At 36.9% G+C, this 24,191-nt stretch carries 29 protein-coding genes and 1 riboswitch; of the genes, 6 read left to right on the top strand and 23 right to left on the bottom strand.

From position 1 onward, the window contains the following. Position 1: 1 nt before the first annotated feature. The 6 genes from thiS to wrbA form a co-directional block, all read right to left on the bottom strand. Positions 2–205 carry a sulfur carrier protein ThiS gene (gene thiS / locus OSO01_RS04010; RefSeq protein ID WP_147208951.1) on the bottom strand — a complete coding sequence of 68 codons (204 nt, stop codon included), beginning with the start codon at positions 203–205 and terminating at the stop codon, positions 2–4. After that, positions 202–1,338 (bottom strand): glycine oxidase ThiO, encoded by a 1,137-nt coding sequence (gene thiO / locus OSO01_RS04005; protein WP_186813547.1) that lies wholly within the window; start codon positions 1,336–1,338, stop codon positions 202–204. The genes thiS and thiO overlap by 4 nt, the downstream gene beginning before the upstream one ends. A 2-nt stretch (positions 1,339–1,340) precedes the next feature. Next, on the bottom strand, positions 1,341–1,952 hold the full coding sequence (locus OSO01_RS04000; RefSeq protein ID WP_147208947.1) for a thiamine phosphate synthase: 612 nt from the start codon (positions 1,950–1,952) through the stop codon (positions 1,341–1,343). 115 nt (positions 1,953–2,067) lie between these two features. Then, a riboswitch (TPP riboswitch) is annotated at positions 2,068–2,163 on the bottom strand. A gap of 97 nt (positions 2,164–2,260) precedes the next feature. Beyond that, entirely contained in the window at positions 2,261–3,001 is a 741-nt protein-coding gene (locus OSO01_RS03995) for a MerR family transcriptional regulator (protein WP_147208945.1), read from the bottom strand. 202 nt (positions 3,002–3,203) lie between these two features. After that, entirely contained in the window at positions 3,204–4,913 is a 1,710-nt protein-coding gene (locus OSO01_RS03990; RefSeq protein WP_147208943.1) for a cation:proton antiporter family protein, read from the bottom strand. Positions 4,914–5,080: 167 nt separating this feature from the next. Continuing rightward, positions 5,081–5,692: an NAD(P)H:quinone oxidoreductase type IV gene (gene wrbA / locus OSO01_RS03985; protein WP_147209387.1), complete on the bottom strand. Its 612-nt coding sequence runs from the start codon at positions 5,690–5,692 to the stop codon at positions 5,081–5,083. A gap of 519 nt (positions 5,693–6,211) precedes the next feature. Here wrbA and OSO01_RS03980 point away from each other — a divergent pair. Together OSO01_RS03980 and OSO01_RS03975 are read left to right on the top strand one after the other, a co-directional pair. Then, positions 6,212–6,451 carry a DNA alkylation repair protein gene (locus OSO01_RS03980; RefSeq protein ID WP_147208941.1) on the top strand — a complete coding sequence of 80 codons (240 nt, stop codon included), beginning with the start codon at positions 6,212–6,214 and terminating at the stop codon, positions 6,449–6,451. 25 nt (positions 6,452–6,476) lie between these two features. Further along, positions 6,477–6,629: a small acid-soluble spore protein P gene (locus tag OSO01_RS03975; RefSeq protein WP_147208939.1), complete on the top strand. Its 153-nt coding sequence runs from the start codon at positions 6,477–6,479 to the stop codon at positions 6,627–6,629. Between the two features lie 77 nt (positions 6,630–6,706). Here OSO01_RS03975 and OSO01_RS03970 read toward each other — a convergent pair whose 3' ends face one another. The 7 genes from OSO01_RS03970 to OSO01_RS03940 form a co-directional block, all read right to left on the bottom strand. Beyond that, positions 6,707–7,660 carry an SDR family oxidoreductase gene (locus OSO01_RS03970; protein WP_147208937.1) on the bottom strand — a complete coding sequence of 318 codons (954 nt, stop codon included), beginning with the start codon at positions 7,658–7,660 and terminating at the stop codon, positions 6,707–6,709. Positions 7,661–7,774: 114 nt separating this feature from the next. Continuing rightward, positions 7,775–7,960 (bottom strand): hypothetical protein, encoded by a 186-nt coding sequence (locus OSO01_RS03965; RefSeq protein ID WP_147208935.1) that lies wholly within the window; start codon positions 7,958–7,960, stop codon positions 7,775–7,777. A 105-nt stretch (positions 7,961–8,065) separates the two neighbouring features. Beyond that, positions 8,066–8,584, bottom strand: coding sequence for a TetR/AcrR family transcriptional regulator (locus OSO01_RS03960; RefSeq protein ID WP_147208933.1), 519 nt, complete (start codon positions 8,582–8,584; stop codon positions 8,066–8,068). Between the two features lie 65 nt (positions 8,585–8,649). After that, on the bottom strand, positions 8,650–8,865 hold the full coding sequence (locus OSO01_RS03955; RefSeq protein WP_186813546.1) for a hypothetical protein: 216 nt from the start codon (positions 8,863–8,865) through the stop codon (positions 8,650–8,652). 116 nt (positions 8,866–8,981) lie between these two features. Further along, positions 8,982–9,782, bottom strand: coding sequence for a nucleotidyltransferase domain-containing protein (locus OSO01_RS03950; protein ID WP_246145035.1), 801 nt, complete (start codon positions 9,780–9,782; stop codon positions 8,982–8,984). Positions 9,783–9,975: 193 nt separating this feature from the next. Next, positions 9,976–10,509, bottom strand: coding sequence for a GNAT family N-acetyltransferase (locus tag OSO01_RS03945; RefSeq protein WP_147208929.1), 534 nt, complete (start codon positions 10,507–10,509; stop codon positions 9,976–9,978). Positions 10,510–10,572: 63 nt separating this feature from the next. Then, positions 10,573–11,085, bottom strand: coding sequence for a GNAT family N-acetyltransferase (locus OSO01_RS03940; protein WP_147208927.1), 513 nt, complete (start codon positions 11,083–11,085; stop codon positions 10,573–10,575). 208 nt (positions 11,086–11,293) lie between these two features. On the opposite strand from OSO01_RS03940, the gene OSO01_RS03935 reads away from it, so the two are divergent. Next, a complete protein-coding gene (locus tag OSO01_RS03935; RefSeq protein WP_147208925.1) occupies positions 11,294–11,719 on the top strand; it encodes an SRPBCC family protein in 426 nt (141 codons plus the stop codon). Between the two features lie 29 nt (positions 11,720–11,748). On the opposite strand, the gene OSO01_RS03930 is transcribed toward OSO01_RS03935, so the two are convergent. From OSO01_RS03930 to OSO01_RS03915, 4 genes are all read right to left on the bottom strand, one after another. Further along, positions 11,749–12,063: a nuclear transport factor 2 family protein gene (locus OSO01_RS03930; protein WP_147208923.1), complete on the bottom strand. Its 315-nt coding sequence runs from the start codon at positions 12,061–12,063 to the stop codon at positions 11,749–11,751. A 142-nt stretch (positions 12,064–12,205) separates the two neighbouring features. Next, positions 12,206–12,538, bottom strand: coding sequence for an ArsR/SmtB family transcription factor (locus tag OSO01_RS03925; protein ID WP_147208921.1), 333 nt, complete (start codon positions 12,536–12,538; stop codon positions 12,206–12,208). After that, on the bottom strand, positions 12,539–12,958 hold the full coding sequence (locus OSO01_RS03920) for an SRPBCC family protein (RefSeq protein ID WP_147208919.1): 420 nt from the start codon (positions 12,956–12,958) through the stop codon (positions 12,539–12,541). Positions 12,959–13,115: 157 nt separating this feature from the next. Continuing rightward, entirely contained in the window at positions 13,116–13,982 is an 867-nt protein-coding gene (locus OSO01_RS03915) for a LysR family transcriptional regulator (RefSeq protein WP_147208917.1), read from the bottom strand. Positions 13,983–14,127: 145 nt separating this feature from the next. Here OSO01_RS03915 and OSO01_RS03910 point away from each other — a divergent pair, with 145 nt between their 5' ends. Next, positions 14,128–14,904, top strand: a complete 777-nt coding sequence (locus tag OSO01_RS03910) for a class I SAM-dependent methyltransferase (RefSeq protein WP_147208915.1) — start codon at positions 14,128–14,130, stop codon at positions 14,902–14,904. Between the two features lie 126 nt (positions 14,905–15,030). Here the strand turns inward: OSO01_RS03910 and OSO01_RS03905 are convergent, their stop codons facing one another. From OSO01_RS03905 to OSO01_RS03895, 3 genes are all read right to left on the bottom strand, one after another. Then, positions 15,031–16,314 carry a histidine--tRNA ligase gene (locus tag OSO01_RS03905; RefSeq protein ID WP_147208913.1) on the bottom strand — a complete coding sequence of 428 codons (1,284 nt, stop codon included), beginning with the start codon at positions 16,312–16,314 and terminating at the stop codon, positions 15,031–15,033. Between the two features lie 500 nt (positions 16,315–16,814). Beyond that, positions 16,815–17,966 carry a VanZ family protein gene (locus OSO01_RS03900; RefSeq protein WP_147208911.1) on the bottom strand — a complete coding sequence of 384 codons (1,152 nt, stop codon included), beginning with the start codon at positions 17,964–17,966 and terminating at the stop codon, positions 16,815–16,817. A 317-nt stretch (positions 17,967–18,283) separates the two neighbouring features. Then, complete coding sequence (locus OSO01_RS03895; protein WP_147208909.1) at positions 18,284–19,765, bottom strand: peptide MFS transporter; 1,482 nt, start codon at positions 19,763–19,765, stop codon at positions 18,284–18,286. A 773-nt stretch (positions 19,766–20,538) separates the two neighbouring features. Between OSO01_RS03895 and OSO01_RS03890 the strand changes: the two genes are divergently transcribed. Beyond that, on the top strand, positions 20,539–21,252 hold the full coding sequence (locus OSO01_RS03890; protein ID WP_246145034.1) for a Na-translocating system protein MpsC family protein: 714 nt from the start codon (positions 20,539–20,541) through the stop codon (positions 21,250–21,252). Between the two features lie 253 nt (positions 21,253–21,505). Further along, on the top strand, positions 21,506–21,904 hold the full coding sequence (locus OSO01_RS03885) for an anti-sigma regulatory factor (protein ID WP_147208905.1): 399 nt from the start codon (positions 21,506–21,508) through the stop codon (positions 21,902–21,904). A gap of 254 nt (positions 21,905–22,158) precedes the next feature. Here OSO01_RS03885 and OSO01_RS03880 read toward each other — a convergent pair whose 3' ends face one another. Genes OSO01_RS03880 through OSO01_RS03870 form a run of 3 tightly spaced genes read right to left on the bottom strand, consistent with a single transcriptional unit; the run spans position 22,159 to position 23,989 of the window. Further along, entirely contained in the window at positions 22,159–22,758 is a 600-nt protein-coding gene (locus tag OSO01_RS03880; RefSeq protein WP_147208903.1) for a TetR/AcrR family transcriptional regulator, read from the bottom strand. Beyond that, complete coding sequence (locus OSO01_RS03875) at positions 22,755–23,555, bottom strand: DNA alkylation repair protein (RefSeq protein ID WP_147208901.1); 801 nt, start codon at positions 23,553–23,555, stop codon at positions 22,755–22,757. Before OSO01_RS03875 ends, OSO01_RS03880 begins: the two co-directional genes overlap by 4 nt. Next, a complete protein-coding gene (locus OSO01_RS03870) occupies positions 23,552–23,989 on the bottom strand; it encodes a VOC family protein (RefSeq protein ID WP_147208899.1) in 438 nt (145 codons plus the stop codon). The genes OSO01_RS03875 and OSO01_RS03870 overlap by 4 nt, the downstream gene beginning before the upstream one ends. Positions 23,990–24,191 lie beyond the last annotated feature (202 nt).

The following is a 24,191-nucleotide window of genomic DNA, read 5'->3' as shown; positions in this document are numbered from 1 at the left end:
CTTAACCCCCTCCAACAAAATGAACGATCTCAACCTTATCTCCATTTTCCAGTACAGCTTTTTCATGCTCTTCCTTTTGCAATATCTGCTGATTATGCTCAATGATCAAAGGTTTATCTTCCAATTCCAGAAAATCAATTAGACCTTTGATGTGCTTTACCTCATCCTGAATTTCTAATCCATTGCCGTTCACTGTTATTTTCATTGTGACTCACCTGCCTTTTCCAGTTTATTGCCTTGACGATTCAAGCTAAAGCTATCGTAATAAAATGGATTAACCGGTTTATTCTCTATTAAATCTGCCATATAGATTCCCGTAATTGGCGATAGCAGTATGCCATTCCGGTAATGTCCCTTTGCCGTATATAAACCAGCAACATCTGGAACCTCTCCCAAGTATGGAAGTTCATCAGCTGTGGCAGGTCTGACTCCCGCCCAAAAACTGCTTATCCTCGCTTCTCCCAGCCGCGGAACCATTTTCTGTGCTCGTGACAATAGCTTGTGAACGCTCGCAGCATGAACATGCTTATCTGTTTTATCGGGGATGGAAGATGCTCCAACAATCACTTTTTCCCCTTGCTTTGGAACGAGATAACAGCCATCCATCCAAAGCGTAGTTTGAAATAAATTCTCTTCTAATTCCAGCAGCAGACATTCCCCCTTCACCGGAATTGTGCCATAATCTTCAGGCAGCAGTTCATCTCCAAAGGCACCTGTTGCAATAACGATTTGATCAGCATAATAAGCTCCCTTTGTTGTCCGGACTCCATGAACTGCTCCATTTTCTATCAACAGCTCAATTACTTTTTCCTGTTCACGCAAAGCTGCACCATGATGATAGGCAGCCAGGGTGAACGCCTCCGTAAGATGACGGGCAGAAACCTGACCATCATTGGGCAGATAAAGAACAGCATGAAGATTCTCTGTTAAGCCTGGTTCCATCTTCCTTGCTTCTTCTACGGACAGCAAATAAGCAGGATTATCCTCTTCTCTCTGAAATGCAGCGATTGTTTTCAGCTTGTTGCACTGATGCTGATGAAAAGCAAGCTTCATAATCCCCTTATGAATATACTGAATATCAATCCCTGATTTTTCATACAACTCTTTGGATAAATCTTTAAATAATGCTCTGCTCTCTTGTGCAAATTGGAAAAGAGGACTCTTCTCTGCAAATTCTCCTTGAGCTCCTAACATTCCAGCTGCAGCACTTGATGCCTCACATCCGATTTGATCCCTTTCTACTATCAGCACCCGATAGCCTCTTTTAGCCAGCTGATAAGCAATAGAACAGCTAATTACCCCACCGCCTACAATGATTTGATCAAACTGTTTTTTCACCTTCACCCACCTTCCCAAGTATCCAACACTTCCCGGTAAGCCTCGACAGTTTGTACCGGATTATCCACCTTCCAAATACCAGACATTACCGCTGCCCCGGCTGCCCCTGCCTTCATTACTTCTTTCGTTCGTTCTGGAGTAATCCCGCCAATAGCGTAGACCGGAACAGATAATACATTGGTGATTTCCCGAAGGTCAGCTAATCCTCTCGGCTGCTGGCCAGGCTTGGACCTGCTGGGATAGAGATGACCATACAGCACATAATCTGCCCCTTCCTGTTGAGCCTGTTCTGCTTCGAGTAAGGAATGAACAGACTTCCCTGTTAAGAGCGCAGAGAAGCACTTTTTCACAAGCGGCATGGAAGGACTGTGATATGCCAGCTGGACACCTGCACACTGTTTCATCACAGCGATATCAGCCCGGTCATTTACAATTACTTTCGCTAATGGAATTTCGATGCTTTCTAATGCTTCAATTATTTCCATGATTTCCTTTGCTGTCTTCTTTTTCTCCCGGATATGCAGAAAATCAATATCTCTATGAATCTGCTTAATTATTTGCAAATGCTGTTTAGTAAAATTTCCATCACTGATAAGATGTAATTGTTTGCCCATGCCATCGCTCCTTTCTTTCATTTCCCGAGAATCAGCGGAAGAAACGAAAAAGGCCACTCATCCATTGGATAAGTGGCCCTGATTATATAAAAATTCAGCGATCGAATTATATATCGTCATGTTCCTGCCACTTCCCTACGCTAGTGCTAACCAGATCAGGTTCAAAGGGTCCGAATATTCGTCTCAGCCAAAGGCTCCCCTAGTGTTGACTATTTAATTTTCGAATTACAATTAAAGGATAACATATAATTTTTTATTTTCAAAGTTATTTTTACAGTCTCTCTTTTTTCTGCTTATGAATAATTTGTCTAGCCTTGCTTTGCATAGTTAACAGAAGCAGCATACAAATAATAAGTTAATCCTGTTTGTTGATTCTCTAACATATTTTTGTGAAATTCATCAGTAATAAAAAACCATGTTGATTCAACAAACCCTTGTGAGTCTACCTTCATAATGTTGTCATTGATATACTTAATATGCTCAGAGATAAGCTGCTTGACCCTTTCATCATTTACTGTCCATCCCTTTTTTAAAGCAAAAGCCATTTTATCCATAAACGCTTTCGATTCTCTGGCTGATTCATTTAATTCCTCCGCTTCAATATTATCTACAGGGATTTCGTATTGATAAGTTTCCTGCAGATATTCATTTTGTTCTTTTAACTGTTCCTGCCATTGTTCTTGATTTAACCCTTTAAACATATTTTGATTATCCATCACTTCTCCACGCTCCTCAAAGTATATAGTTTCGTTAAGAGTATTTAATATCAGATTCATTCGTTCTCTCTTGTCTTCTATCAGTCTCTTTTGTTCCATTAACATATCGTAACGGCTTTTTTTCTCATACAATATTTTCTGAATAGACTCTAATGAAAAATCTAATTCACGATAAAACAAAATATGCTGTAATTTTTCTAATTCCTTTTTCGCATATAAACGATATCCAGCTTCTGTGATTTCTCCCGGCTCTAACAGTCCAATCTTATGATAATGATAAAGTGTTTTGATCGTTATTCCGGTTAAATCAGCTACTTGCTTAACCGTCAGCATATGAAACTCACCTCCTCATAAATAAACAATAGACTCCTACCTAAGGCAAGAGTCAACAACCATTTTGATATTCTAAAAAAATATTTCTTATTATTCTAATCTCAATACTTAAACTACATGGAAAAGTCATCTTTCAACAAATCAAAAAAATCCCCTATTGCTGTTTTTAACAATAAGGGATTGGTACGCGTATATCTAGCTGCTATTTTGTTAAACCATCAATCTCCATCACTTCAATGGTTGCAGTACCATTATCCATCAGCTGTGCTTCTGCCTCAATATTATCTCCCTGTTCCAGAAAGATTGCTAATGGAGCCTTGCTGGCATTTACAGTATAGATCGTTGTATCGTTTTCAAGTAAAAATTGGATAATCTGCCCCTGCTCTGTCGAGTTCACAACTACACGACTGACGGTTCCTAGAACAGTCTCAGTGACAGTATCACCAGTAGCTCCCGTATTTCCAGGGTCCTGTAACAGAGCCATCCGATAGGCATCCAAAGCAGCATTTGCAGTATCGCCAAACACGACAAAGTCTGAATCATTCGCTTTAATGTAGGCATACTGTTTATGCAATCCATTCGGATCCAGTACATTGACAACCCAGGTTGGATTTCCGTCAACATTGTATAGAACAGGCATAGATCCTTCCCATTTCTTCTCCGGGAATTCCTTATTAACGATTTGCTTTGCTCCTTCACTGTCCATAATACCGTTGTTCTTCTCACCGCCATAATAGGTCAGCTCTCCGGTTCGTGCATTCACTAATGTATAACCTAATGCAGAATCAATATTTTCCTTCGGGGAGGTCATATCGGTAAAATAAAACATATCTCCATTCTCATCAAACATTGGTGTAACCCCAGATTCCGTGCCAGATTGGTTAGGCAGCTTCACATCTCTCTTGCCAAAGACGCTGTTTAACCAGCCATGAACATATTTCCCATAATAATCATTCGTTAACGTAGCCATTTCTGAGCTTACAGATCCTTCAATAAAGTCTGGAGCCTCGTCTGTTTGATAAGCATTCATTTCACCAGTGACCGGATCAATCACCACTACCTGAAGCTTATCCAGATTTGGTTTATTTGTAATATTCATCGGCTTATAAATGGTTTGAACATACCATGGCTTTCCATCATCATCCACTTCTATTTGTGCTTCTCCACCTTGTATATATTGCGGAAACTTATTATAAATTACACGCTGCACATATTTATGAAAATAGCTGGAATTTGTATATTCCATAGGCTCCTCTTCAAACGTTGGCTGTGCGTTTACATCTGTTGCAGAAATCGTAAAGTACCCAGCTGTTTCTTTTCCACGGACAAACTTCCAAAAGTCAGCGAATTCAACAGGAGCAACGTAAACAATTTCATCTCCCACCTGCTGTACCTGTAGCTTGCCTAAGTCATAGAATTGGGCGTTTGGCACAACACTCATTGCCTTTTGAATCTTGTTACGTGCAAATTCAGGGGCCACAGTAATCGGTGTTTCATCCTTAGATAACGGCTTTGCCTCGGACTCTTCATTTACTGTGATCGTATTATGTGCATTGTCCAATACTGTAAAACCGGTAATGATTACAGCGATAAATAATAACAGTCCTAATCCAAAAATGCTGAACAATGGTATAAACAGCTTTTTCTCCATAAAATTATTCGGCTTTAATATTGCCGTCAAAGCCGGTGCAAGGACAATAGCAGTAATTAAATTAATCAATAGCATATTCGGAATAGTAATTGCCGGCATCATAAAATAGTTAATGACGGCTAAAACAATAAAACCAAAAACAAATAATCCAAAAGCAAATTTCAGCACCCGCCCTGTTTGTACCGATGAAGCAAAAGCTACTACAACTGCTACAATCACGTATAAAATCATACTTATTAAAGTTGCTAATAAAATTCCCATCTTCTGCTCTTCCTCTCTTATTGCTGCATCTATATTTACGATAAAGCACCAAGAAAGGATTCATTTTTTATGTAAGTAATTACCGACACTCACCAAGCTATGTTGATACTAATAAAAAAGACAATACCCCTAATAGAAAGAGGTACCATCTTTTTTAATGTCATTAATTACTGATTTCCTTTTTTAACCCATTCAGCAGCTGTAACTGTGCGCTCTGCCTGATGTTTCACAGCAGCTTGTACATCTTCAACCATTTTTCCATCCTGATCGACAGTAACACTAGTTCCATATGGATTTCCACCAGCTGCAAATACAGATTCATCAGAGTAACCTGGAGGAACGATGATTGCTCCCCAGTGCATCATGCTGGTATATAGTGACAGAATAGTTGCTTCCTGACCGCCATGCGGGTTCTGTGCAGAAGACATCGCACTGACCACTTTGTTAACGGTTTTTCCGCTTGCCCAAAGCCCGCCTTGGATATCTAAAAACTGTTTCATTTGCGAAGGCATGTTTCCGAAACGTGTTGGTGTGCTGAAAATAATTGCATCTGCCCACTCAAGATCTTCTGAAGCTGCAACCGGAACATCTTTTGTTGCTTCCACTGTAGCTTTCCATACCGGATTTCCTTCAATAACTGATTCTGGAGCTAATTCCTGTACTTTTAATACTCTTACTTCAGCACCTTTAGCTTCAGCCGCTTCTGCTGCCCATTTTGCCATTTGGTAGTTGGTACCACCCATACTGTAAAAAATAACTGCTACTTTTGTATTTGACATACTTTCCATCTCCTTCGATTCATTTGATTTTCCAAATAATTTATCTAAAAATCCCATTTGCTGCACCTCTTTCAACGCAAGCCCTGTCCTCCGATATCTGACATCATTCTTTTTATCCCTCATTCATTAATTTTTATACCAAATACAATTTATTTTGCTAAATAAATCAGCATACAAAGGTACCGGGTTTAATCATAAGGTTTTATAAGCTTTGCCGAAGATTCTCAGAAAACATGGACCAAATTAAAGCAATAATTCGTTTTAAAGATAATTTTTTCCTTAATTTCATTTAATTCAATCTTATTTAATTAAGTTATATTGAATTAAATATAATTATAGGCTTTATATTTCTATTTGTCAACAAATTATTAACTAAACTTTTGTATGCAAGATAAAGAATCAGTCTAAATTAAACCTGCAAAGCACAGACTCCATTTAAAATTCCCGTATAAATTAGCGTAAATCAGAGAAAATAAGGCTAAGCTTCGAGTGAAATGATTAAAAATTGAGGTGTTATATATGAACCAGCCTTACCAATGCCCCAGATGTAAAACAAACCGTTCCCGATTTAATATCATTGAACAAATAGCAAAGCCGGTCAAATTGGATGCCAATACCGGTGCAGTGTTAAATGATTATGAGCAGGATCCATTAGAGGTTTTTCATATTGCTTACAACGGTCCGGATAAAAGGATACAGTGCGGAGCATGCGGTTTAATTGAGGATGAAAATACTTTTGCAAATACAAATGCGCAATAATTACAACTATGGAGGATGGATATAGATGACTAAAAATCGAAAAGGACCAAAGCAGCAGGAACAGCCTGATTTACCCCAAAGTCCAAAGCAGCCTTATGGCGAACCATTAGCAGGATCTCATAAAGTGAAAAATAAAAATCATTCCAGACAAAAAAATAATGCGTCACATAATATGTGACGCATTAACAGTTATAATATACAATTCTACTTCATAGCCTTGCTTCAGCATCGTCAGCTTCTATCAACTGCGAAACATTAATTATTTTTGTCCATTAAAGCTTGTAATGTTTTTTCCAGACCTTTTTGAAAAGGAGTTGCCGGAATAGCACCAATCCTCTTTTCATATTTTTCTCCACTTAAAATGAATCCTTCTTTGGTGAGATACATGATTTCAACTATTTCTCTCATGAATTCATCGAACAAGCCAACCAGACGGATAACATTTTTAGTCAAAGGAATAACAGCCTTTTGGTTTCCTGTTACTTTCCGGGCGATTCGGATAATCTCTTTACCTGAAATCAATCCAGCTCCTGGTATATTCCAATTTTCACCATAGGAATCATCTTTTTCTGCTATATTTACAATCATTTTAGCCGCATCTGGTAAATAAACATATTCCCGGGGTGTTTTTAAATTCCCAATAAAAATGGATGTTTTACCTGCAGCCACCCCATCGAGTGTAGGCTGTAAATAAGAATTTTGTGATGTTGGTCCATAATAATCCGGTAATCTGACAATTAAAGCCTCTGCTCTCTTCCATTTCTCGCTAAATATCAGCTGCTCGAATACTACTCTAAGTTTACCTTTTTTCGTATGCGGATTTTGAGGATGATTTTCGTCTCCTTTCGCTACCTGATGTCCATATACATAAATCCCATCAACAATCACGATTCTTTTTCCCAAAGCGTCTGCCGCTTTCATTACACTTTCTCCCAATGGCATCAGTTTTTCTGCCATTTCCTGATATTTAACATTCGCACATTGAAAGATAACATCTGCATCTTTAGCAGCGTCTACAATTGTTTGGTAATCAAATATATCTCCCAGCTTATAGGTAAGACTCAAATGATGATTGTATTCAGCTAACAATGCTTCCAATTTATTTTGTGAACGCCCGAAAGCAATGACTTCTATTCCTCTGTTTAATAGTTCCGAAACAATTACTTGACCAGTTCCTCCAGTGGCACCTAATACGATTGCTTTTTTCATCTTCAAAACTCCCTTCTATTTAGTTATTGATTAATCAATAACTAAATGATAAAAAATATATTTGTTATTTATATGGTAAGGCCAGATTTAACTTATTCCTGATAAATGCCGGGGTTAATCCCAATATGTGGACAATACAATGACAAGAGCAGTAATTCCTAACCCTACAGATAATCCGGAAACTGTGTTTTCTATTTTATTCTTCTTCAACGTTTTCTCTGCCTCCTTTTCATCATTGATTAGTAAATAATTAATCCAGCCAGCTGATAATACAGACGGCAATAACTCCAATAAAAACATAATCAACCTTGCTTAATTTCACTTTTCCACCCCCAAATCATTATATTTATTGATTGATCAATTACTAACTATTATAAAAAATAAATAATCAACTTTATTGATTATTTATTTTCCTTTCCCATCAATAAGCTCAGGAAGGTCTAAGAAATAAGATATATTACAGAGCATTCCTCTCGCTAAAAACGTACTGGCTTCTCTTTCTGCATCCTTTACTCCAGCAGCCTTGAATCTTTCCAAAGTATATCTTCTAATTTGAGATAATCCTTTTTTGGCAATGTCCTGTATAGGCTTTTCTGTTACAGAAACACCTATTACTTGTACAGCAATTTCATTAGGATGCAATTCAGACAGCTCCTCGTAAGCTTCAATCATTTTCGCAACAAGCTGATACGGTTTTGCTTCCACATTTTTAAATGTTTGAAGGATTCTTTCAAATGCCCGATCTAAAGCAGCGATAAATAATTCTTCCTTTGTTTTGAAGAATCTAAACACATAAGGCTGGGAGATAGCTGCTTTTTCCGCAACCTGAGCGGTAGTTGCATTATAATAGCCTTTTTCTGCAAATACTTCCAATCCTGCCTCCAGGATCTCTTCCTTACGATTTTCCTTTGTTGATTTTGCCATATCAGTGCACCTGCCCAAATTTAGTGATTAATCAATTACAAAAATAGCTTAACTCTTTTTTTTACTCAATGCAAGCATGTTGATATAATTTTTAATGAAAAATGATGCGCATAAACTGCCGGAAAGCTTGAAAAAGGAATTTGTTTCGCTCGTTTCTTCCCCGGAAAACTCCAGGCCTGCAAAATATCACCCTGATCTCCCAAAGGTTGATTAGGATTATCATTGGCCCCTGCTATAAACCTGTCTAATGACATAGAGATATTTAGAGTCACCTTGCTCATTGCAAAACCTTCTTAATGCCAGTTTATCACGTAAAAATATGCTGTATTTCTTCTTGATTGCTGTATATTTACACACATCATTTAAAACAGATTAGCGTTATGTCGCTTCCGTGCATTTAACAGAATTTACCTGCTTCCTTTATAAAGTTCCTGCAAGTCCACTCCCCTTCCTTGTGAAGCAATTTATATGCAGGGTTCCGGTCTGCAGAAGGTTCTTCTATCCAATTTAACAAAGTATGGATAACATCCTCTTTTTCAGGGAAGTACTGCACAACCACCTTGGATTGTTCATACAGGCGTGTCGTCCAGATTTGAGATCGTACCATTGTCATAGAATAATATGTCCGGATAAGCTTACGGCAAAAACCTTGTAGGAGTATTTTAAAATCTTCATCAGAAGCTGCTTTCATCCTTTTTAAAACCCGATTGCGGACCTCACAAATATCCCCGTTGAAAGAAATTGGTATCTCCGGTGTCAGTTTGTATGGACCAAAACATTCCCTTACGTCTTCTCCATATACACAAACACAGATTTCCTTCAAAAAAGCATTTTCATAGTAGTTGGAGGTATCAAAGGTATAGTCATAATCAGCAATAGCTATCCCAACCTCACGAACCAAAGATTGATATTTTTTTGTTAGTTTACCGGCCAATTTCTTTAATTCATCCAATTGAGAAGCGGTCAATTTAGTGCGAAACATAGCTATAATATCTAAATCTGATTTTATAAGAACAGCGTCTCCTCTTGGCACGCTGCCGTAAAGATAGACACTATGCAATTGCTGTTGGTATAAATTTTTAAGCCAATCCACAGTTTCTTCTATACAAGGCAGATATCTTAAGTCAATTTTGTCCATACTGACGTCACTTATAATATACCCATCAGGATCCAGGCCATATCCGGATTTTAATTCCAATACTTCCAGCTCCTTTTTCATTACTGGTTTTGCTTAGGGTAACACATTATATTATTCTGCAGCAGGTATATAACATTGATAATCAATAAAATAGGCAAGCGCTGTAAAAGGTATTTGACCCCCATTACATAACTGACAAGGTAAAAAAGCTTCATTCTTTATGGACGGAGCTTTTTTATCTATTTTGCTTTTTCTAAGATATTCTATTTTCCCAATCATTATATAAAATTCCCATCTCAATCAAAGTCCAATACTCGTCTCCTATTTTTGCAGCATCTTTTATAGACCTTTCTCTTCGAAACCCGGCTGCTTCATAACACTTTATAGCTAACATATTAAAATCAAACACACCCAGATTTACTTTATACAATTTTAATTCTTCAAACGCAAATGCTAACGCTGCATGTATTATCTGACTTCCGTAGCTTTTTCCTCTGCTATCAGCAGCACCAACTAATACTTTGCCAATCCTTGCTGAAGAATTATTTCTATCCACTTTCCCCAGAGAAACATGCCCAATAACCTCATTAATTGTATCATCCATCACCTTAAATATATATGTAGTAGCATCTGGTTTATTTGCACCTTCCATATATTTTTCCAGCTGCCCGTTTGTCAAAGGATAGCTGAATGTCGGCCCGCTCCACTGTAAAACAAATGAAGCATCTGGCATCCAATCGATTAATTGCTGAAAATCTTTTTTTGAAAAGTATTCTAATCGTACCAAGATAAAAACTCCTTTTCCTGATTTTCCTGACAAACCCAAACCTTTAACAAATAGCAAATAACATTATTCTTCCGTAGGTTTCTCCGGACCATTTAATTCTAATTGATAAAAAGCTAGATCTCTCCATTGATTAAATTTAAAGCCGATATTTTTTATAGTCCCTGCATGCACGAAGCCGAATTTTTCATGCATGGCAATACTTTTCTCATTTTCTGCATCAATCCCGGCAACCATCATTTTGTATTCCCTTTCTCTCGCAACAGCAATAATTTCTTTCATTAAAGAACTTGCAATTCCTTTTTTGCGATACCCTTTATCTACATAAACAGAATGCTCAATAGAATATTTATAAGCTGGCCAGTCTCTAAAAGGACCAAATGTTGCAAATCCTGCTACTTTGCCATCTTGTTCACTTACGAGGATTGGATAGCCCGCATCCATTTTTTGTTTATACCAAACTTGCCTGTTTACAAGTGTCTGCGGTTTATAAGTATATACAGCAGCAGTATGAAGGGTGGCATCATTATATATATCTAAAATATCCGTTAAATCTTTCGCCGTTGCTTCTCGTATCATATTTTTTCTTCCTCTCCTAACATTATTGTACTTCAAAATATAGAGTGCGGCGGGATTTTGATAGTTCCAGCCAGTATTCGACGAAGCTTTTATAAATAATTATATTATCACATATCTTCCTGATTAAAATAGCATTTAAGAGAACCTATCTAAGAACAGAGTGTTATTATTATAGATATAAATAAATTTTAAAAACGGAGGTTATGTAATGGAAGCTGATAAACCAGAAATGATAACCATTGAAGTAACAGTCCTTACACCTGTTGAGAAAGTATGGATTCATTGGACTGAACCAAAGCATATAACTAAGTGGTCTTTTGCTTCAGATGAATGGCATGCACCAAGTGCTGAAAATGATCTCAGGGCTGATGGAAAATTCACCACAAGAATGGAAGCAAAGGATGGAAGTTTTGGATTTGACTTTAGTGGCGTATATGATGAGGTAAGTACAAATGAATTTATTTCTTATACACTCGGGGATGGCCGGAAAGTCAGCATTACTTTTACCAGGCAAGGAAACGTGACAAAGATTACTGAAGTTTTTGAAGCGGAACCTGAAAACCCGATAGAGATGCAAAAAAGTGGCTGGCAGGCGATATTAGATAATTTTAAAACATATAGTGAGCAAGTTTAATAAGTCAGCAGCCAATCATCGTTTTCCTTTTAAAACACGAGATGGAGATAATAATCCTGATGATAAGGATTCCCATCTTCATCTAAATCGTCGTAATGAATAAACAGTAACGCATAACCTATACTCTTTTTTTCTTTTGTTTTAATGACATCATATGTCATTTTCCAATCTGGATCTGAAAACCAGTCCTGATTAAACTGGATGAATTCTTTCCGATTTTGAATAAGCTTCCCGTTCGGCAGAATAAGGGTAATATCTTTCTGATGAATCGTGGCCGTGAAGCTCTCCATATCTTTTTGTTTCATGGCCTGCATATGCTGTTCCAAGGCTTGATGAAAGTCCATTTTATAATCCTCCCAGGAGTTATATTTTTTAGGGCTTAATCATCCATTCGCGGTTACATGCAATAATTCCTGCTTTTCAGGGACTTATTTATAAAAGTATGAGCTATTGTTCCATCGGTACCAGCACATCCTTTAGAATTTGCTATTCTTTCTTATCTTCCTCGTTCTCTACTAAATACTTCAGCATGGACAACTTATTATCCCAGAACTGTTCAAAATAAGAAACCCAGTCTTTTATGTCCATTAAAGGCTCTGGATGTAGATGATAAATTTTTTCTCTGCCGCTCTTTTTCCCGGAAACAAGATTTGCCTCAGATAATATAGTAAGATGCTTTACTACTGCTGTCCGGGTAATTGAAAAATGAGATGTAATCTCTGAAATAGCTAAGTTCTGCTTGGAAAGCAAATGCAGAATTTCTCTTCTAGTCGGATCAGCAACAGCTTGGAACACATCATGTTTTTTTAAAGCTGACATTTAGGCCTCAACCACCTTTTTCAGTCTTTCAGCAACAATGCTTTCCCATCCATTGTTCATTCTCTCTCTGATAACACCGCTCTTCTCATTTGGTTTGGTGATCACTGTCTCTGCTTCTTTCCAGCCACCGTGAATAACCGTAAATTCTGTGTTATCACCTAAATCCTTTAAGATAAACGAAACAACCCATCCATCTATATCCCATGCAAAAGATATTTTGTTAGGCTTATCTACCTCCAACACTTTGCAGGGGGATGGGCCAAATGGTGATTGAATAGTAAATTCATGCCCCACTACCGCTTTAAAATCATTTGGCATAAACCCGGCAGCCATCCCTTCTGATGTGGATACTTTATCCCAAACCCTCTCGATAGGAGCATTAAAAATAGTTGTTTGTTTTATATCTCTAAGTTTCTCCATGCTTATATTCCTCACTTCACATTTAATGTAACACCTTTTGGTTTCATTTTATGATATAACACTAAAAGGTGTTATGTCAACAATATTTTCTGTTAACTAAAATGCTGTTGTTACTGTTATGATATTAACCAGAATACCATTAGCGGCTTTAAATCTTTTATAATGATTCCTTTAAAAAAGCAATAAAACTTCTGGCTTCCTCTGTCTCTATCTTTGTTAAAACGTACGTTTCTGAATTGGGCGCAGCTATTTTTTCCGGTTTTATTTCTATTAAATTATTCGCTTCTATTTCATCCTTCACCATAGAAACCGGTAAGTAGGAAACACCAAGACCATTTTCGATAAATTTTTTTGTTACTTCTATCTGATTGACTGCCATCGTCCGGACGTTTGGATAATGTTTCTTAACATCTTTTAACAAAGTATCCCAGTAATCCGGATGATTATTGGTGATCAGCCGATAATCGGATAAAACTTGGCTTTCCTTTATGCTGTTTATTTTTCCTTCTACGTTAGTCCCTACTAGAATAACAGGTTCATTATGCACTGCTTCAGCATTTAAATTCGTTTGGATTGGAATTACTCTGGTTAAACCGAGCTCAGCTCTTCCTGTATTCACTTCATCACCTATTTCAAAGGAATTTACAACATTTATCAGTACTTCTATATCATCATTTTCATCCATAAATGTCCGTAATAGCGGAGGTAAAAAGGAGGATGCGATTTGCGGAGCAGCTGCAATGGTTAATTTACGATGATAGCCTTGCTTCCATGAATCAAAACGCTCCATTCCCTCTTCATAGCTTAAAATCAGCTCTTCGGCAAATGGGAGAAAGTGGTGTCCTGCATCTGTCAGTATCACTTTTTTCCCGCTTCGTTCAAATAAATCGATTTGAAGATGCTCTTCCAGACGTTTTATATGCTTTGAAATGGCAGGCTGGGTCAGATATAATTCCTCAGAGGCTTTTCTAAAATTCTCAAATCCCGCTGCAACAACGAAGGTCTTTAGCCATTTAATATCCACTTTAATACTTCTCCTCCCGAACACTTATAACAATCCGTTATTAAAATATATAAATTATTTCATTTTTCATTATAAGCTAAATTCACTATAATACAATTAATACTTGCAAATTTAGTCCATGGTTACAATTTAAGGAGGAGCGGTTATGGAACATCATCATGTAAAAGATATTTGGAATGCAGATTTGTACGACGGGAATCATTCGTTTGTATCAAAGTTTGGCAGTCATTTATTAGAGCTTTTATCCCCTGTAGAAGAAGAGCAGATTCTCGATATAGGGTGCGGTACAGGAGACCTGGCCCATAAAATCTATCAGCATGGTGCCCATGTAACAGGGGTTGATAAATCAGAGAACATGGTTCATCAGGCAAACATTAAATATCCTGATGTAACGTTTATAGCGAAAGATGTTCTAGAGCTTGAATACAATAATTCTTTTGATGCCGTTTTCTCAAATGCAACACTTCATTGGGTAAAACAGCCTGAGGAGGCACTTCAACACATCTATAACAGCCTGAAATCCGGCGGGAGGTTTGTTGCAGAATTTGGAGGTAAAGATAATGTTCAAATCATTACAAATGAAATTATCCTTCAGATAAAAAAAGCAGGAATTCCCTATACACCAGACCAATTCCCCTGGTACTTCCCAAGCATCGGCAAGTACACAACCTTGATGGAGAAAACCGGATTCCATGTGACATTTGCCCAACATTTCGACCGGCCGACACCTTTAGAAGGCGAGACGGGATTGCGGAATTGGATGAAAATGTTCTGTGGAAATATCTTCGAAAACCAGCCGGAAGCTATACAAGAGCATGTAATGATACACGTAGAAAATAACCTAAAGGAAACTCTATACCAAGATGGCCAATGGATTGCGGATTATAAGAGACTCCGTGTCGTTGGTATAAAGAATGGGTAAAAAATCTGTTAGAACAGAATGAAATAAGATTTGATTCAAAACAGTTGGCAGGAATCTATTTTAAAGAAATCCTCAAAATGGTTTCCTGCCTTCATAAATTTAAATATATTACAGCTGGCAGCTTATTCAAAGAAACGGAAATGGCTCTATAATTTCTTCTCCCAACAGCATATTCTTCACCTTAAACTGGTTATTTTTCACTTCGTTTTCTCCAATAATGATAACATTGCGGATTTTTTCCTTATTCGCTCTTTCCAACGCTTTGCTTATCTTTTTATTTCCCATCTCCACCTCTGCTTTATACCCTTTATTTCTTAAGTGTTTGGCCACTAATAAAGCTTCTTTTTGTGTGCCTAACGGGATAATATAATAATCTATCTCTTTGCCAGGCTTTCGGCTTGCACCAGATGCTGACATAGCTGTATAAATCACGTCCAGCCCAAAAGAGATTCCAACGGTAGAGAAGGTTTCATCCGCCCCCATCAGTCCGCCGATTGCATTATCATATCTTCCACCGCTTCCTATGCTGGATGTAATAGATTGATCGGCTAAGAATACTTCATAAACGGTACCTGTATATATATCTAATCCCCTTGCTAAAAATGGATTAAACTCACATTGCTCATTGATATCAAGATAATCCACATACGACTTTAGCTCTTTCAGCTCCTGGAGCCCCTGTTTAATCTGTTCATTTGGGGCAAAGAGGGTTTCAAAATAGCCGAAACTAGTATTATTTCCATCTGTCAAAAACTGTTTAATCGAGCGGATGGATGCACCTGACAGTCCCTGCTTATCAAGCTCACCTATAACAGCATCTACTCCTACTTTTTCAAGCTTATCCAATATCAGTACTACTTTGTTTATTTTTGCCGCTTCCACACCAAACAGTTCAAGCACCCCGGTTAATAGTTTCCTGTTATTGAATTGGATTTTCACTTTTAGTCCAAGTTTATCAAAAGCATCCAGTGCCATCGTCATTAATTCCGCTTCTGCTATTTGTGAATCTACCCCGACAATATCAACATCACACTGTGTAAATTCCCGAAACCTTCCTGTTTTTATTGGGCCATCCCGAAATACCTTGCCAATTTCATACCGCTTGAAGGGCATCTTCAATGTCGGGTTCATTGCTGCGACTTTTGCAAATGGGATAGTGAGGTCATACCGTAATGCTAAATCTCTTTCTCCTCTGTCCGTTAAGGTATACATCTCCTCTAATATTTCCGCTCCGCCGCCATATTTAGAAGCAAGTAATTCCGTGTAATTTAAGATAGGTGTTTCCAACGGCTGACAGCCATATTGGACGAATACATCCTCTAATGTCCTCCTGATATTTCTCCGTATGCTTTCCGACTCTGGTAAATAATCCTGTGTTCCTTTTACATTTTGATAATTCATTTTCTTCATTTTCCCGGCCTCCTGTTTTATAGACAAAAATCGCATTTGAGTTAAGTATTAAACTTAATTCAAATGCGATTTCATGAATAATAGCCTTCCTAATTCGATTTTTTTCAAAATTAAAATCGTTAGCAAGGCTATCTGATATGATGTAATAGTGAGAATGAATATAGTGTGTTGACGAAATCCATAATGTCCACCCCTGATTTTGGATTACTATATCATATTGATTTATCGTTTTCAATCATTTTCTTTGAGAATATCTGGGCTGTTAATGGAAAATCAGCTTATTTAACGGCTTACTTTTTTACTATTATATCAGAATAAATTTATTTGTCCTGTACTATAATGGAATCTCTTTTGCCTCAGGCTTTGTACTGCTGCTCTGTTTTTTTCACACAAAAAGACTAAACCCCGAGAGAGTTTAGTCCTAATCTGTATTGATTTTGCATGGAAAGCTTTGCAACCAATCTGGATAATTTCATTTTCTCAGCCTGCTATGTGAGTCCTTAATCCAAGTCTTTTCTCGGTGTTATACCAGAGGCGTAGTCGTAATAAAAGGTACGCTTCCCTTTTTTAGAAATGATGTAAATAGCATGAATAACTAAAACCATCCACATTATAACGAGAAAACCGAACACAGCCACTGTAAGCCATACATGATAAACATACATCTCCGAATTCATATCCAGTTCAATTGCCGTCAATATATTTAAAAATGCGGATAATACCCAAGGTACAAAAAGGGCAAACATCCTTTTAAACATAGCCTGCCATTTAGGTACATCGCCTTCTGAGTCAGTAAGTTCAAATCTCAGAATACCTGTCCCTGCTGTTTTCCCATCCCATAAAAGAGGCACAATAAAATAAACAACAAGAAAGCCGGCTGTTTTATAAATAAATTCAACCATCTCATTCGATATAAATAGCCCTAATGTCAGACTCCAGCTGATATAAACAAGCATAAAATCGATGAAAACTGCTAGCAGCTGAGCTAATGGGCGGACTACTTGGCTCTCCTGTATTTTATCCCTCTTGACAAGAAGATTTTTTTTAGACGGGAATAAAGCAAGTATCATTGGAGCAATAAGAAACCCAAATAATGCCCCTGTACTATTTAAAATCAGATCATCCACATCGAATATACGGTAAGGACAATTATATATTCCGTAAATTCCTGTTACCTGTGTAATCTCAAAGAAAAGAGACAAACCAAACCCCAACCCTAACGCACGCTTCCAATAATGTTTATTCTGGAGAAAGTATCTTAAATAGACTCCCAACGGCAATAGTAACAGAATATTAAAGGCTGCCTGCAAAAATGCACCCTGTTTAAATATCTGCATATAGGTTGCAGGTTGTGTCCAAATAATTTTGCTGCTATTTATTGTATCTGTTATAAAAGAAAATGGTATAAGCGAATAATGTACTGTGTCGGGCGGCTGCAAAGCACAGGTATTTCGAGTATCCGGTAAAGGCAGCAGCACTAAAAATAAAGCGGATAACAGGTAAAAAATAAAAGAAAAAGCTACGATAGAAGCCCAAATACTTAAGTAACCATATTTTCTATAAACATAGATCAGCCAAGGGATTGTTAGAAATACGGACAATAGGAGAAATATGATAGCCGCTGTTTGGATTGGCATGATATACACCGACATATGTACACCTCTTTCTGAAATCATAAACAAATCAAATATTACTTTTAAATAAAGTTTAAGCAATAATGTCCAAGCTCTTCTTTGTTTTACGTTAAAAAAGAAGCTCTGTCAAATATAGTAATACAGAGAATTTCATTTTCTCCATCATTCAATTATTACAGTACTATTCGTTAACCCCAAAAAACCGCTCCATACTTGATAAGCAGAAGCGGTTTTTTAAGAAATATATAATGACCTGCCCCTTTTTAAGAGTTGTCATATAACTGTCTGGTAAGCCGTGATGTGACTATTTTTTGGATATGCTCGATTCAATCATGCTACGCTCTCTTTTTATAGAAAGAGGAGGATAAGAATAGAACAACACCAAGCAATACAGCAATTCCGCCAATGATTCCAAAGTACATAATCTCTGTTTCAGGGCTATATAATTTAACGATTTGTGCGTTAATTGCCTGTGCTGAAGCATTAGATAAGAACCATAGACTCATTGTCTGTGCGGAAAATGCCGCAGGAGCCATCCTCGTTGTGGCTGCTAAACCAACTGGTGATAAGCATAATTCACCAAAGACAACAATTAAAAAGCTGAGCACTAACCATATTGGGCTGACAAGCGCATCAGGCCCTGCATAAATTGCAGGAATGATCATAATCAAGAAAGAAAGACCAGCAAAAATCAAACCTAATGAGAATTTTTTGTGTGTGGATGGCTGTCTTTTGCCAAGCTTCATCCATAGCGCTGCAAATACTGGTGCTAACAATACAATAAATAATGGGTTGAATGATTGGAACCAAGATGATTGCAAGGAAAAACCGGCAAATGATAACCTTGTCCGTTCATCAGCGTATTGTGCCAGGATAACTGCCCCTTGCTCCTGGATTGCCCAGAACACCATTGCTGCAAGGAATAATGGAATATAAGCAAGTAAACTCTTTTGTTCCTGACTTGTTGTTTTTTTGCTGAAATACATCACTAAAAAGTAAATAATAGGAATAATTATCCCTAGTATACTTACTAACATGATAAATCCATCAATGGTTAAAATACCGTTAGAAATCAGAATAGCACCAACAATAACAATTACGATGGCACTGATTCCAAATTTCAGAAATACAGATTTCTTTTCTTCAGGTGATAATGGGTTAGGCACATAAGAACCAGCAATCCCTAAATATTTCTTTCTGGTAGCCAAGAAAATAATAAGCCCAACAAGCATACCCAGGGCTGCTACCCCAAATCCAAGATGGAAATTATATTTTTGCCCGAGTGTTCCGACAATAAATGGTGCAATTAAACCGCCAAGGTTAATACCCATATAGAATATACTAAAACCGGCATCGGTACGTGGATCTTCTTTATCATATAAATCTCCGACGATATTAGATACATTCGGTTTTAACAGTCCTGTACCAATAACAATTAAGCCCATGGATACAAACAGAGCTGTGACTCCTCCTGGGAAAGATAAGGCAATATGACCTGCCATAATCAATATTCCGCCATAGAAGACAGTTCTCTTTGTACCAAGCAAGCGGTCAGCAATCCAACCGCCAATAATTCCTGACATATATACAAGTGAGCCATAAATAGCCATAATGGAAGCAGCTGTTCCTTTATCCAGATTCAGCCCGCCATCTTTTATTGCATAATACATATAGTAAAGTAAGATTGCTCTCATACCATAGTATGAAAATCTCTCCCAAAACTCTGTGAAGAATAATGTAAATAAACCTTTAGGATGTCCGAAAAAACCTTTTTGCGGAATACTCTTAAGGATATCTTCTGAATTTTTTGTTGTCATAATATTTCCTGTCCCTTTCTATTTAAATTGATTCACCCTTCGCAATTCATAATATAGCCTCAAATATTACTCCAGCATCAAATTAGAGAAATTGATACTCTTAAATAAATATTCTAACAATTTAAAAATACCTCACCGTCTGGTTTTCGTTTACTGAAATCGTAAAACTGCCAAATAGAAGAGGTACCCTTGATTGATGACCATATAAGCAAATGCTAAAATGAAATAAAATCAACTTTAAAAAATAAACATATATAAATATTTATGTCATGCAGCAATGACATTGTTTTTCTTTAATTGCACTGCTTCTATTTTCAAATGGATTTCTACTCCCTGCTTTGAAAATAAAACCTTTTTCGCATACTTGCTTTTGGCTCGTCAGGTGGTACTGCTTCTCCCGTTTATTTCCATGCGTAAAAGTCGAATACTGAATATGATAACACTATGAAAGTTTAATGTAAATTAATTGACAAGTGGTTATTTTTTCAATTTTTTCATCATATATTCATATGGTACCAAAAAAAGGAATTTTCCCAAGGGAATAATGCACCAAAATTTCTATCACATAAAAGATACCGCTATATTTTTTGAATCAAAATAATTTTCCAACACACAAAATTAATGGTATAGTTATCACAGGGATTGTAAAATAATGTACGGTCCTTAAAATGTTTTTTCATGCTCTATCAATCATACTAATAGAAATCGAAGCATACTCCTATTTTCGCGGCGAATATAGATATAAATTGATTATACCCAAAAGGAGAAAACAAGTGGAAAAAACAGTAGAATCTGGAATATCCAGTGCAATCGGTAAACTATTTCGAGATAATTTCGGAAAAGGACCGGAGGCAATTTTTGTATCTATAGCAAAACCATACATCACTATTTATTTACGAAACTTTTTAGCTCCAATGGAAAGAATTCTGCTGAAGCAGGAAAACGAATTAAAATTTCAGGAAACCCGTGACCTGTTAATGAAGGAACTGACGCCGGAAATACAATCTATTATTTCCTCACAGGCAGGAGTACAAGTAGACAAAATCTACTATGACTGGTCAACAGAAAATAGAAACGGAATTCTCTTTGCAGAACTTAATTCCAACTTAGATGAAACAACCGGGAACTATCTTAGTTATCCAGCAAAAGAACAGGTTCACGCGGAGATTAGCCGTTTTACACAAAAAGCGCAAAAGTCTCCAAGAAAGCTTACATCATGTATGCTCAACTCTCGCACATTAGTCTCCAGACGGGAGGACATTTTTGTCCTGATTGAACAGGAGCTTATCCGTTCCGGCTTTGAAAATCAGCTCAGGCTGTCAAAACGGAAGCTGGAAAAGAGTTTAATTGATAAAAAATTCTTAGAGTCTGTACTTCATCAGGAAATACAAGATGTATTCGTAGACTGGGATTTTGAAAATGATACAGGCTTTGTTATCTTTATACTTAAACCAAAAAATAATATGGTGGAAATGTCTAGACAATAGAGCTAAGACATAAGCCGAAAAGGGTATCGTATCCTTTTCGGCTTTTTTTAAAATTAAATTAAATAATAAAAAGGAATTCAGACAGTGAGAACAATGATTATAGATACACTATTCATTAAAAGGGGCAAACTGGTATTTGGCTTTCATTCGCAATAATACTGATTGATTCAGGTATACATCTCCAGCGATTTCCAATCGTTCTTAATCTGAAGCAAGGAATATAAAACTTTATCAAGAACTGGAGGACTAGACTATGAAAACTCAATCAACTGTGAACATCAATAAGGAATTAGATATTGTTCAGGCCAGACAGGTAGGCAGGAATATAGCAAAACAGATTGGCTTCAGTACGGTTAATCAGGCACGTATTACCACGGCAATATCTGAATTGGCCCGCAACATTTATCTATATGCAGGTAAAGGACAGATTTCCTTTGAAGTCATTGACGCGTTTAATCAAAAAGGCATAATTATGATCGCTGCTGACTCTGGCCCGGGGATCAGCGATATCAAGTTAGTATTGCAGGATGGCTATACTACTTCGGGAGGTCTCGGGGCAGGACTTCCAGGTGTTAAGCGATTGATGGATGAATTTGAAATCCAATCAGGAAGTGGAAAAGGTACAACAGTTAAGGCTATTAAATGGGTCTGAAAATTAACATATAAAGTTAAAAATTTGTGTTATTTTATAGCAAACAGAAGTCTATTCATTTTCTTACGGCTTTGATTTATTAACCGTTCATTTAATATTTACTATACTTCATTTTTATTAATCTTTTACATAAAAAAGAGGATACAAGCTTTAAAGGGCTTTAAAGCTCTTTAAATTTGTTAGTCATGCCATAACTGTCCCCTTCGCTATTTTGCAAGGTTATTATACATTTTCCACTTCTAATTGTCAGGTTTTCATTTGTTTTGTTCTTCTCTTAATCCTTCTAACAAATGCCGTAAAACAATCATCGCTTCTTCTATTACATCCATTTTCCGGTCAAGATGGTTAGCAATCCATAATACCGCTTCATTCATTGCTCCGGAAAGACAATGTGTCATCGCTTCTACAGAAAGAGACTTTATTTGGTTTTGCTCCTGCATTGATTGTAATTGTTCTTTTAAAGAATTCATTGAATATTTTTCGTCCATTTTCCGAAATGTATCCCAGCCTAATACTGCTGGTCCATCAATTAAGAGGATACGCTGGTTATGTGATTCTACGGCTCCTTCCAGAAAAGCCTGACATCCATTGACTAATTGCTCCCAGCTATCCTTACTTTGCGCTGCAGCTGCCTCTACATAGCCTCCTACTTCTTCTTGAACTGCTTCAAATACGGCAAGAAAAAGTCCTTTTTTATTCTTAAAATGATGATATAAAGCACCTCTTGTTAAGCCTGCTTCTTTGACGATTTTTTCTAAAGAAGCATTCGCATATCCATATGCTGTAAAGTGGTGCCGTGCTATGTTTATTAAATTCTGTATCGTTTGCTCTGTTTCTGCTTTATTTTTCTTCATGTTGGCTCTCCTTTCTGCTCAGCTTGATGCAATAATTCCACTGCATGTTCATTCTTTGATTTTATTAATGTTCTGAATCCATTTTTAATTATTTTAGAATTTATATTCTCCTTATTTGATACATATTGCTCCATCCATTCGAGAACTGCTGCAGGATTCTCTTTTGTTAAATCATTTATGTGATTGGCCACAGATTTTTGAACATAACGAGACCTGTCACACATTAATTTTTCTAACAGATATAAATTATTTCGTATATCGTTTTTTAATGGAGGCATCTTTTTAGCCCATGGAAGACGCGGCCGGGTTCCTTCGCTTACTAAGCGTCTAATATGCGGGTTAGAATCTCCTATCCAATTTTGAAAATAATTCATGCAACGATCAACATCTGCCATTAAATAGGCTCTGACAGCAAACTCCGATGTATGGCGTTTCGTAATTTCATACATGGCTTGAAAGGATAAATCAAAATAATCTAATCCATATTTTTCTACAAAAAGGGCAACAGGCATCAGGAAATAACCTTTGGTAAACATCCCTTCTTCTGTTTCATTCTCTGGTCCCAGAATGTTTAATAAGATAGCTAAAGCTTCTTCGTAATCTGCAGGAAGATATTGCTTTAAATTGTCCGTTATTACTTCTACACGTGCCTTCAACTCTTTATCCTCTACTTCTGCCCTCACCGCATCTACAAAATCATATTTAGAAAAAGGAGGATAATGCGGCTCAATTAAATCAGCCAGCCTGAGAGCCAGTTCTTTATCAAAATAATATTTTAAAGCTATATACTCGCTCATGATAATCCCTGTTCTCCTGTTTCCGTTTCTTTATAATAATCTTGAAAGGATTTATCAGGAGGAATAACTGTAATCACATCAATCAATACACCACTCGGGTCACTTGTAATAAAATGCCTTTGACCAAATGCCTCATCACGTAAATCGAGATGCAAAGGCAACTTATGTTTTTTAACTAATCGCTCATAGACTTCATCGACATTTTCTACCTCAAAATTAATGATTAAACCCTGGACAGTGTTTCCAAAGGAAGAAGGTACTGTTTCATGATCTGCCTGAAGGATTGCTAACTCCCCTCCTGTCTCTTCCTGCTTCAAACTTATATACCAATCCGCTTCGAAAACGATGGAGAATCCAAAATGTTGTAAATAAAATTCACTCGTTTCGCTTACATTTTTCGTCATTAATACTGGATAAAAACCGCTAAGCTTCATTTTCTTCACTCCTTATTGTAATTTAGATTTATTTTAACATACATACAGTATGTATGTAAATATGATTAATTATAGAATCATATTTAATTTTTAAAACCTTATACTTTATTGCTAAAACGATTCCATGTATCGTGTTTCTAAACAAGCAAAATGACGCGGATCAATTGTTAAAGAAAATTAACTGGTTTGATACCGAATTTCC

It is taken from the genome of Oceanobacillus sojae, from assembly GCF_007991515.1.
Classification (GTDB): Bacteria; Bacillota; Bacilli; order Bacillales; family Amphibacillaceae; genus Oceanobacillus; species Oceanobacillus sojae.
The sequence above is the reverse complement of the archived record's forward strand: the minus strand, read 5'-3'. Positions and strand labels throughout refer to the sequence as shown.

Excerpts from the sequence above, each read along its gene's own strand:
- thiS (WP_147208951.1), bottom strand. The coding sequence starts at position 205 with ATGAAAATAACAGTGAACGGCAATGGATTAGAAATTCAGGATGAGGTA.
- OSO01_RS04000 (WP_147208947.1), bottom strand. The coding sequence starts at position 1,952 with ATGGGCAAACAATTACATCTTATCAGTGATGGAAATTTTACTAAACAG.
- OSO01_RS03995 (WP_147208945.1), bottom strand. The coding sequence starts at position 3,001 with ATGCTGACGGTTAAGCAAGTAGCTGATTTAACCGGAATAACGATCAAA.
- OSO01_RS03990 (WP_147208943.1), bottom strand. The coding sequence starts at position 4,913 with ATGGGAATTTTATTAGCAACTTTAATAAGTATGATTTTATACGTGATT.
- wrbA (WP_147209387.1), bottom strand. The coding sequence starts at position 5,692 with ATGTCAAATACAAAAGTAGCAGTTATTTTTTACAGTATGGGTGGTACC.
- OSO01_RS03980 (WP_147208941.1), top strand. The coding sequence starts at position 6,212 with ATGAACCAGCCTTACCAATGCCCCAGATGTAAAACAAACCGTTCCCGA.
- OSO01_RS03975 (WP_147208939.1), top strand. The coding sequence starts at position 6,477 with ATGACTAAAAATCGAAAAGGACCAAAGCAGCAGGAACAGCCTGATTTA.
- OSO01_RS03970 (WP_147208937.1), bottom strand. The coding sequence starts at position 7,660 with ATGAAAAAAGCAATCGTATTAGGTGCCACTGGAGGAACTGGTCAAGTA.
- OSO01_RS03965 (WP_147208935.1), bottom strand. The coding sequence starts at position 7,960 with ATGTTTTTATTGGAGTTATTGCCGTCTGTATTATCAGCTGGCTGGATT.
- OSO01_RS03960 (WP_147208933.1), bottom strand. The coding sequence starts at position 8,584 with ATGGCAAAATCAACAAAGGAAAATCGTAAGGAAGAGATCCTGGAGGCA.
- OSO01_RS03955 (WP_186813546.1), bottom strand. The coding sequence starts at position 8,865 with ATGAGCAAGGTGACTCTAAATATCTCTATGTCATTAGACAGGTTTATA.
- OSO01_RS03940 (WP_147208927.1), bottom strand. The coding sequence starts at position 11,085 with ATGATACGAGAAGCAACGGCGAAAGATTTAACGGATATTTTAGATATA.
- OSO01_RS03935 (WP_147208925.1), top strand. The coding sequence starts at position 11,294 with ATGGAAGCTGATAAACCAGAAATGATAACCATTGAAGTAACAGTCCTT.
- OSO01_RS03930 (WP_147208923.1), bottom strand. The coding sequence starts at position 12,063 with ATGGACTTTCATCAAGCCTTGGAACAGCATATGCAGGCCATGAAACAA.
- OSO01_RS03925 (WP_147208921.1), bottom strand. The coding sequence starts at position 12,538 with ATGTCAGCTTTAAAAAAACATGATGTGTTCCAAGCTGTTGCTGATCCG.
- OSO01_RS03920 (WP_147208919.1), bottom strand. The coding sequence starts at position 12,958 with ATGGAGAAACTTAGAGATATAAAACAAACAACTATTTTTAATGCTCCT.
- OSO01_RS03910 (WP_147208915.1), top strand. The coding sequence starts at position 14,128 with ATGGAACATCATCATGTAAAAGATATTTGGAATGCAGATTTGTACGAC.
- OSO01_RS03905 (WP_147208913.1), bottom strand. The coding sequence starts at position 16,314 with ATGAAGAAAATGAATTATCAAAATGTAAAAGGAACACAGGATTATTTA.
- OSO01_RS03900 (WP_147208911.1), bottom strand. The coding sequence starts at position 17,966 with ATGTCGGTGTATATCATGCCAATCCAAACAGCGGCTATCATATTTCTC.
- OSO01_RS03895 (WP_147208909.1), bottom strand. The coding sequence starts at position 19,765 with ATGACAACAAAAAATTCAGAAGATATCCTTAAGAGTATTCCGCAAAAA.
- OSO01_RS03885 (WP_147208905.1), top strand. The coding sequence starts at position 21,506 with ATGAAAACTCAATCAACTGTGAACATCAATAAGGAATTAGATATTGTT.
- OSO01_RS03880 (WP_147208903.1), bottom strand. The coding sequence starts at position 22,758 with ATGAAGAAAAATAAAGCAGAAACAGAGCAAACGATACAGAATTTAATA.
- OSO01_RS03875 (WP_147208901.1), bottom strand. The coding sequence starts at position 23,555 with ATGAGCGAGTATATAGCTTTAAAATATTATTTTGATAAAGAACTGGCT.
- OSO01_RS03870 (WP_147208899.1), bottom strand. The coding sequence starts at position 23,989 with ATGAAGCTTAGCGGTTTTTATCCAGTATTAATGACGAAAAATGTAAGC.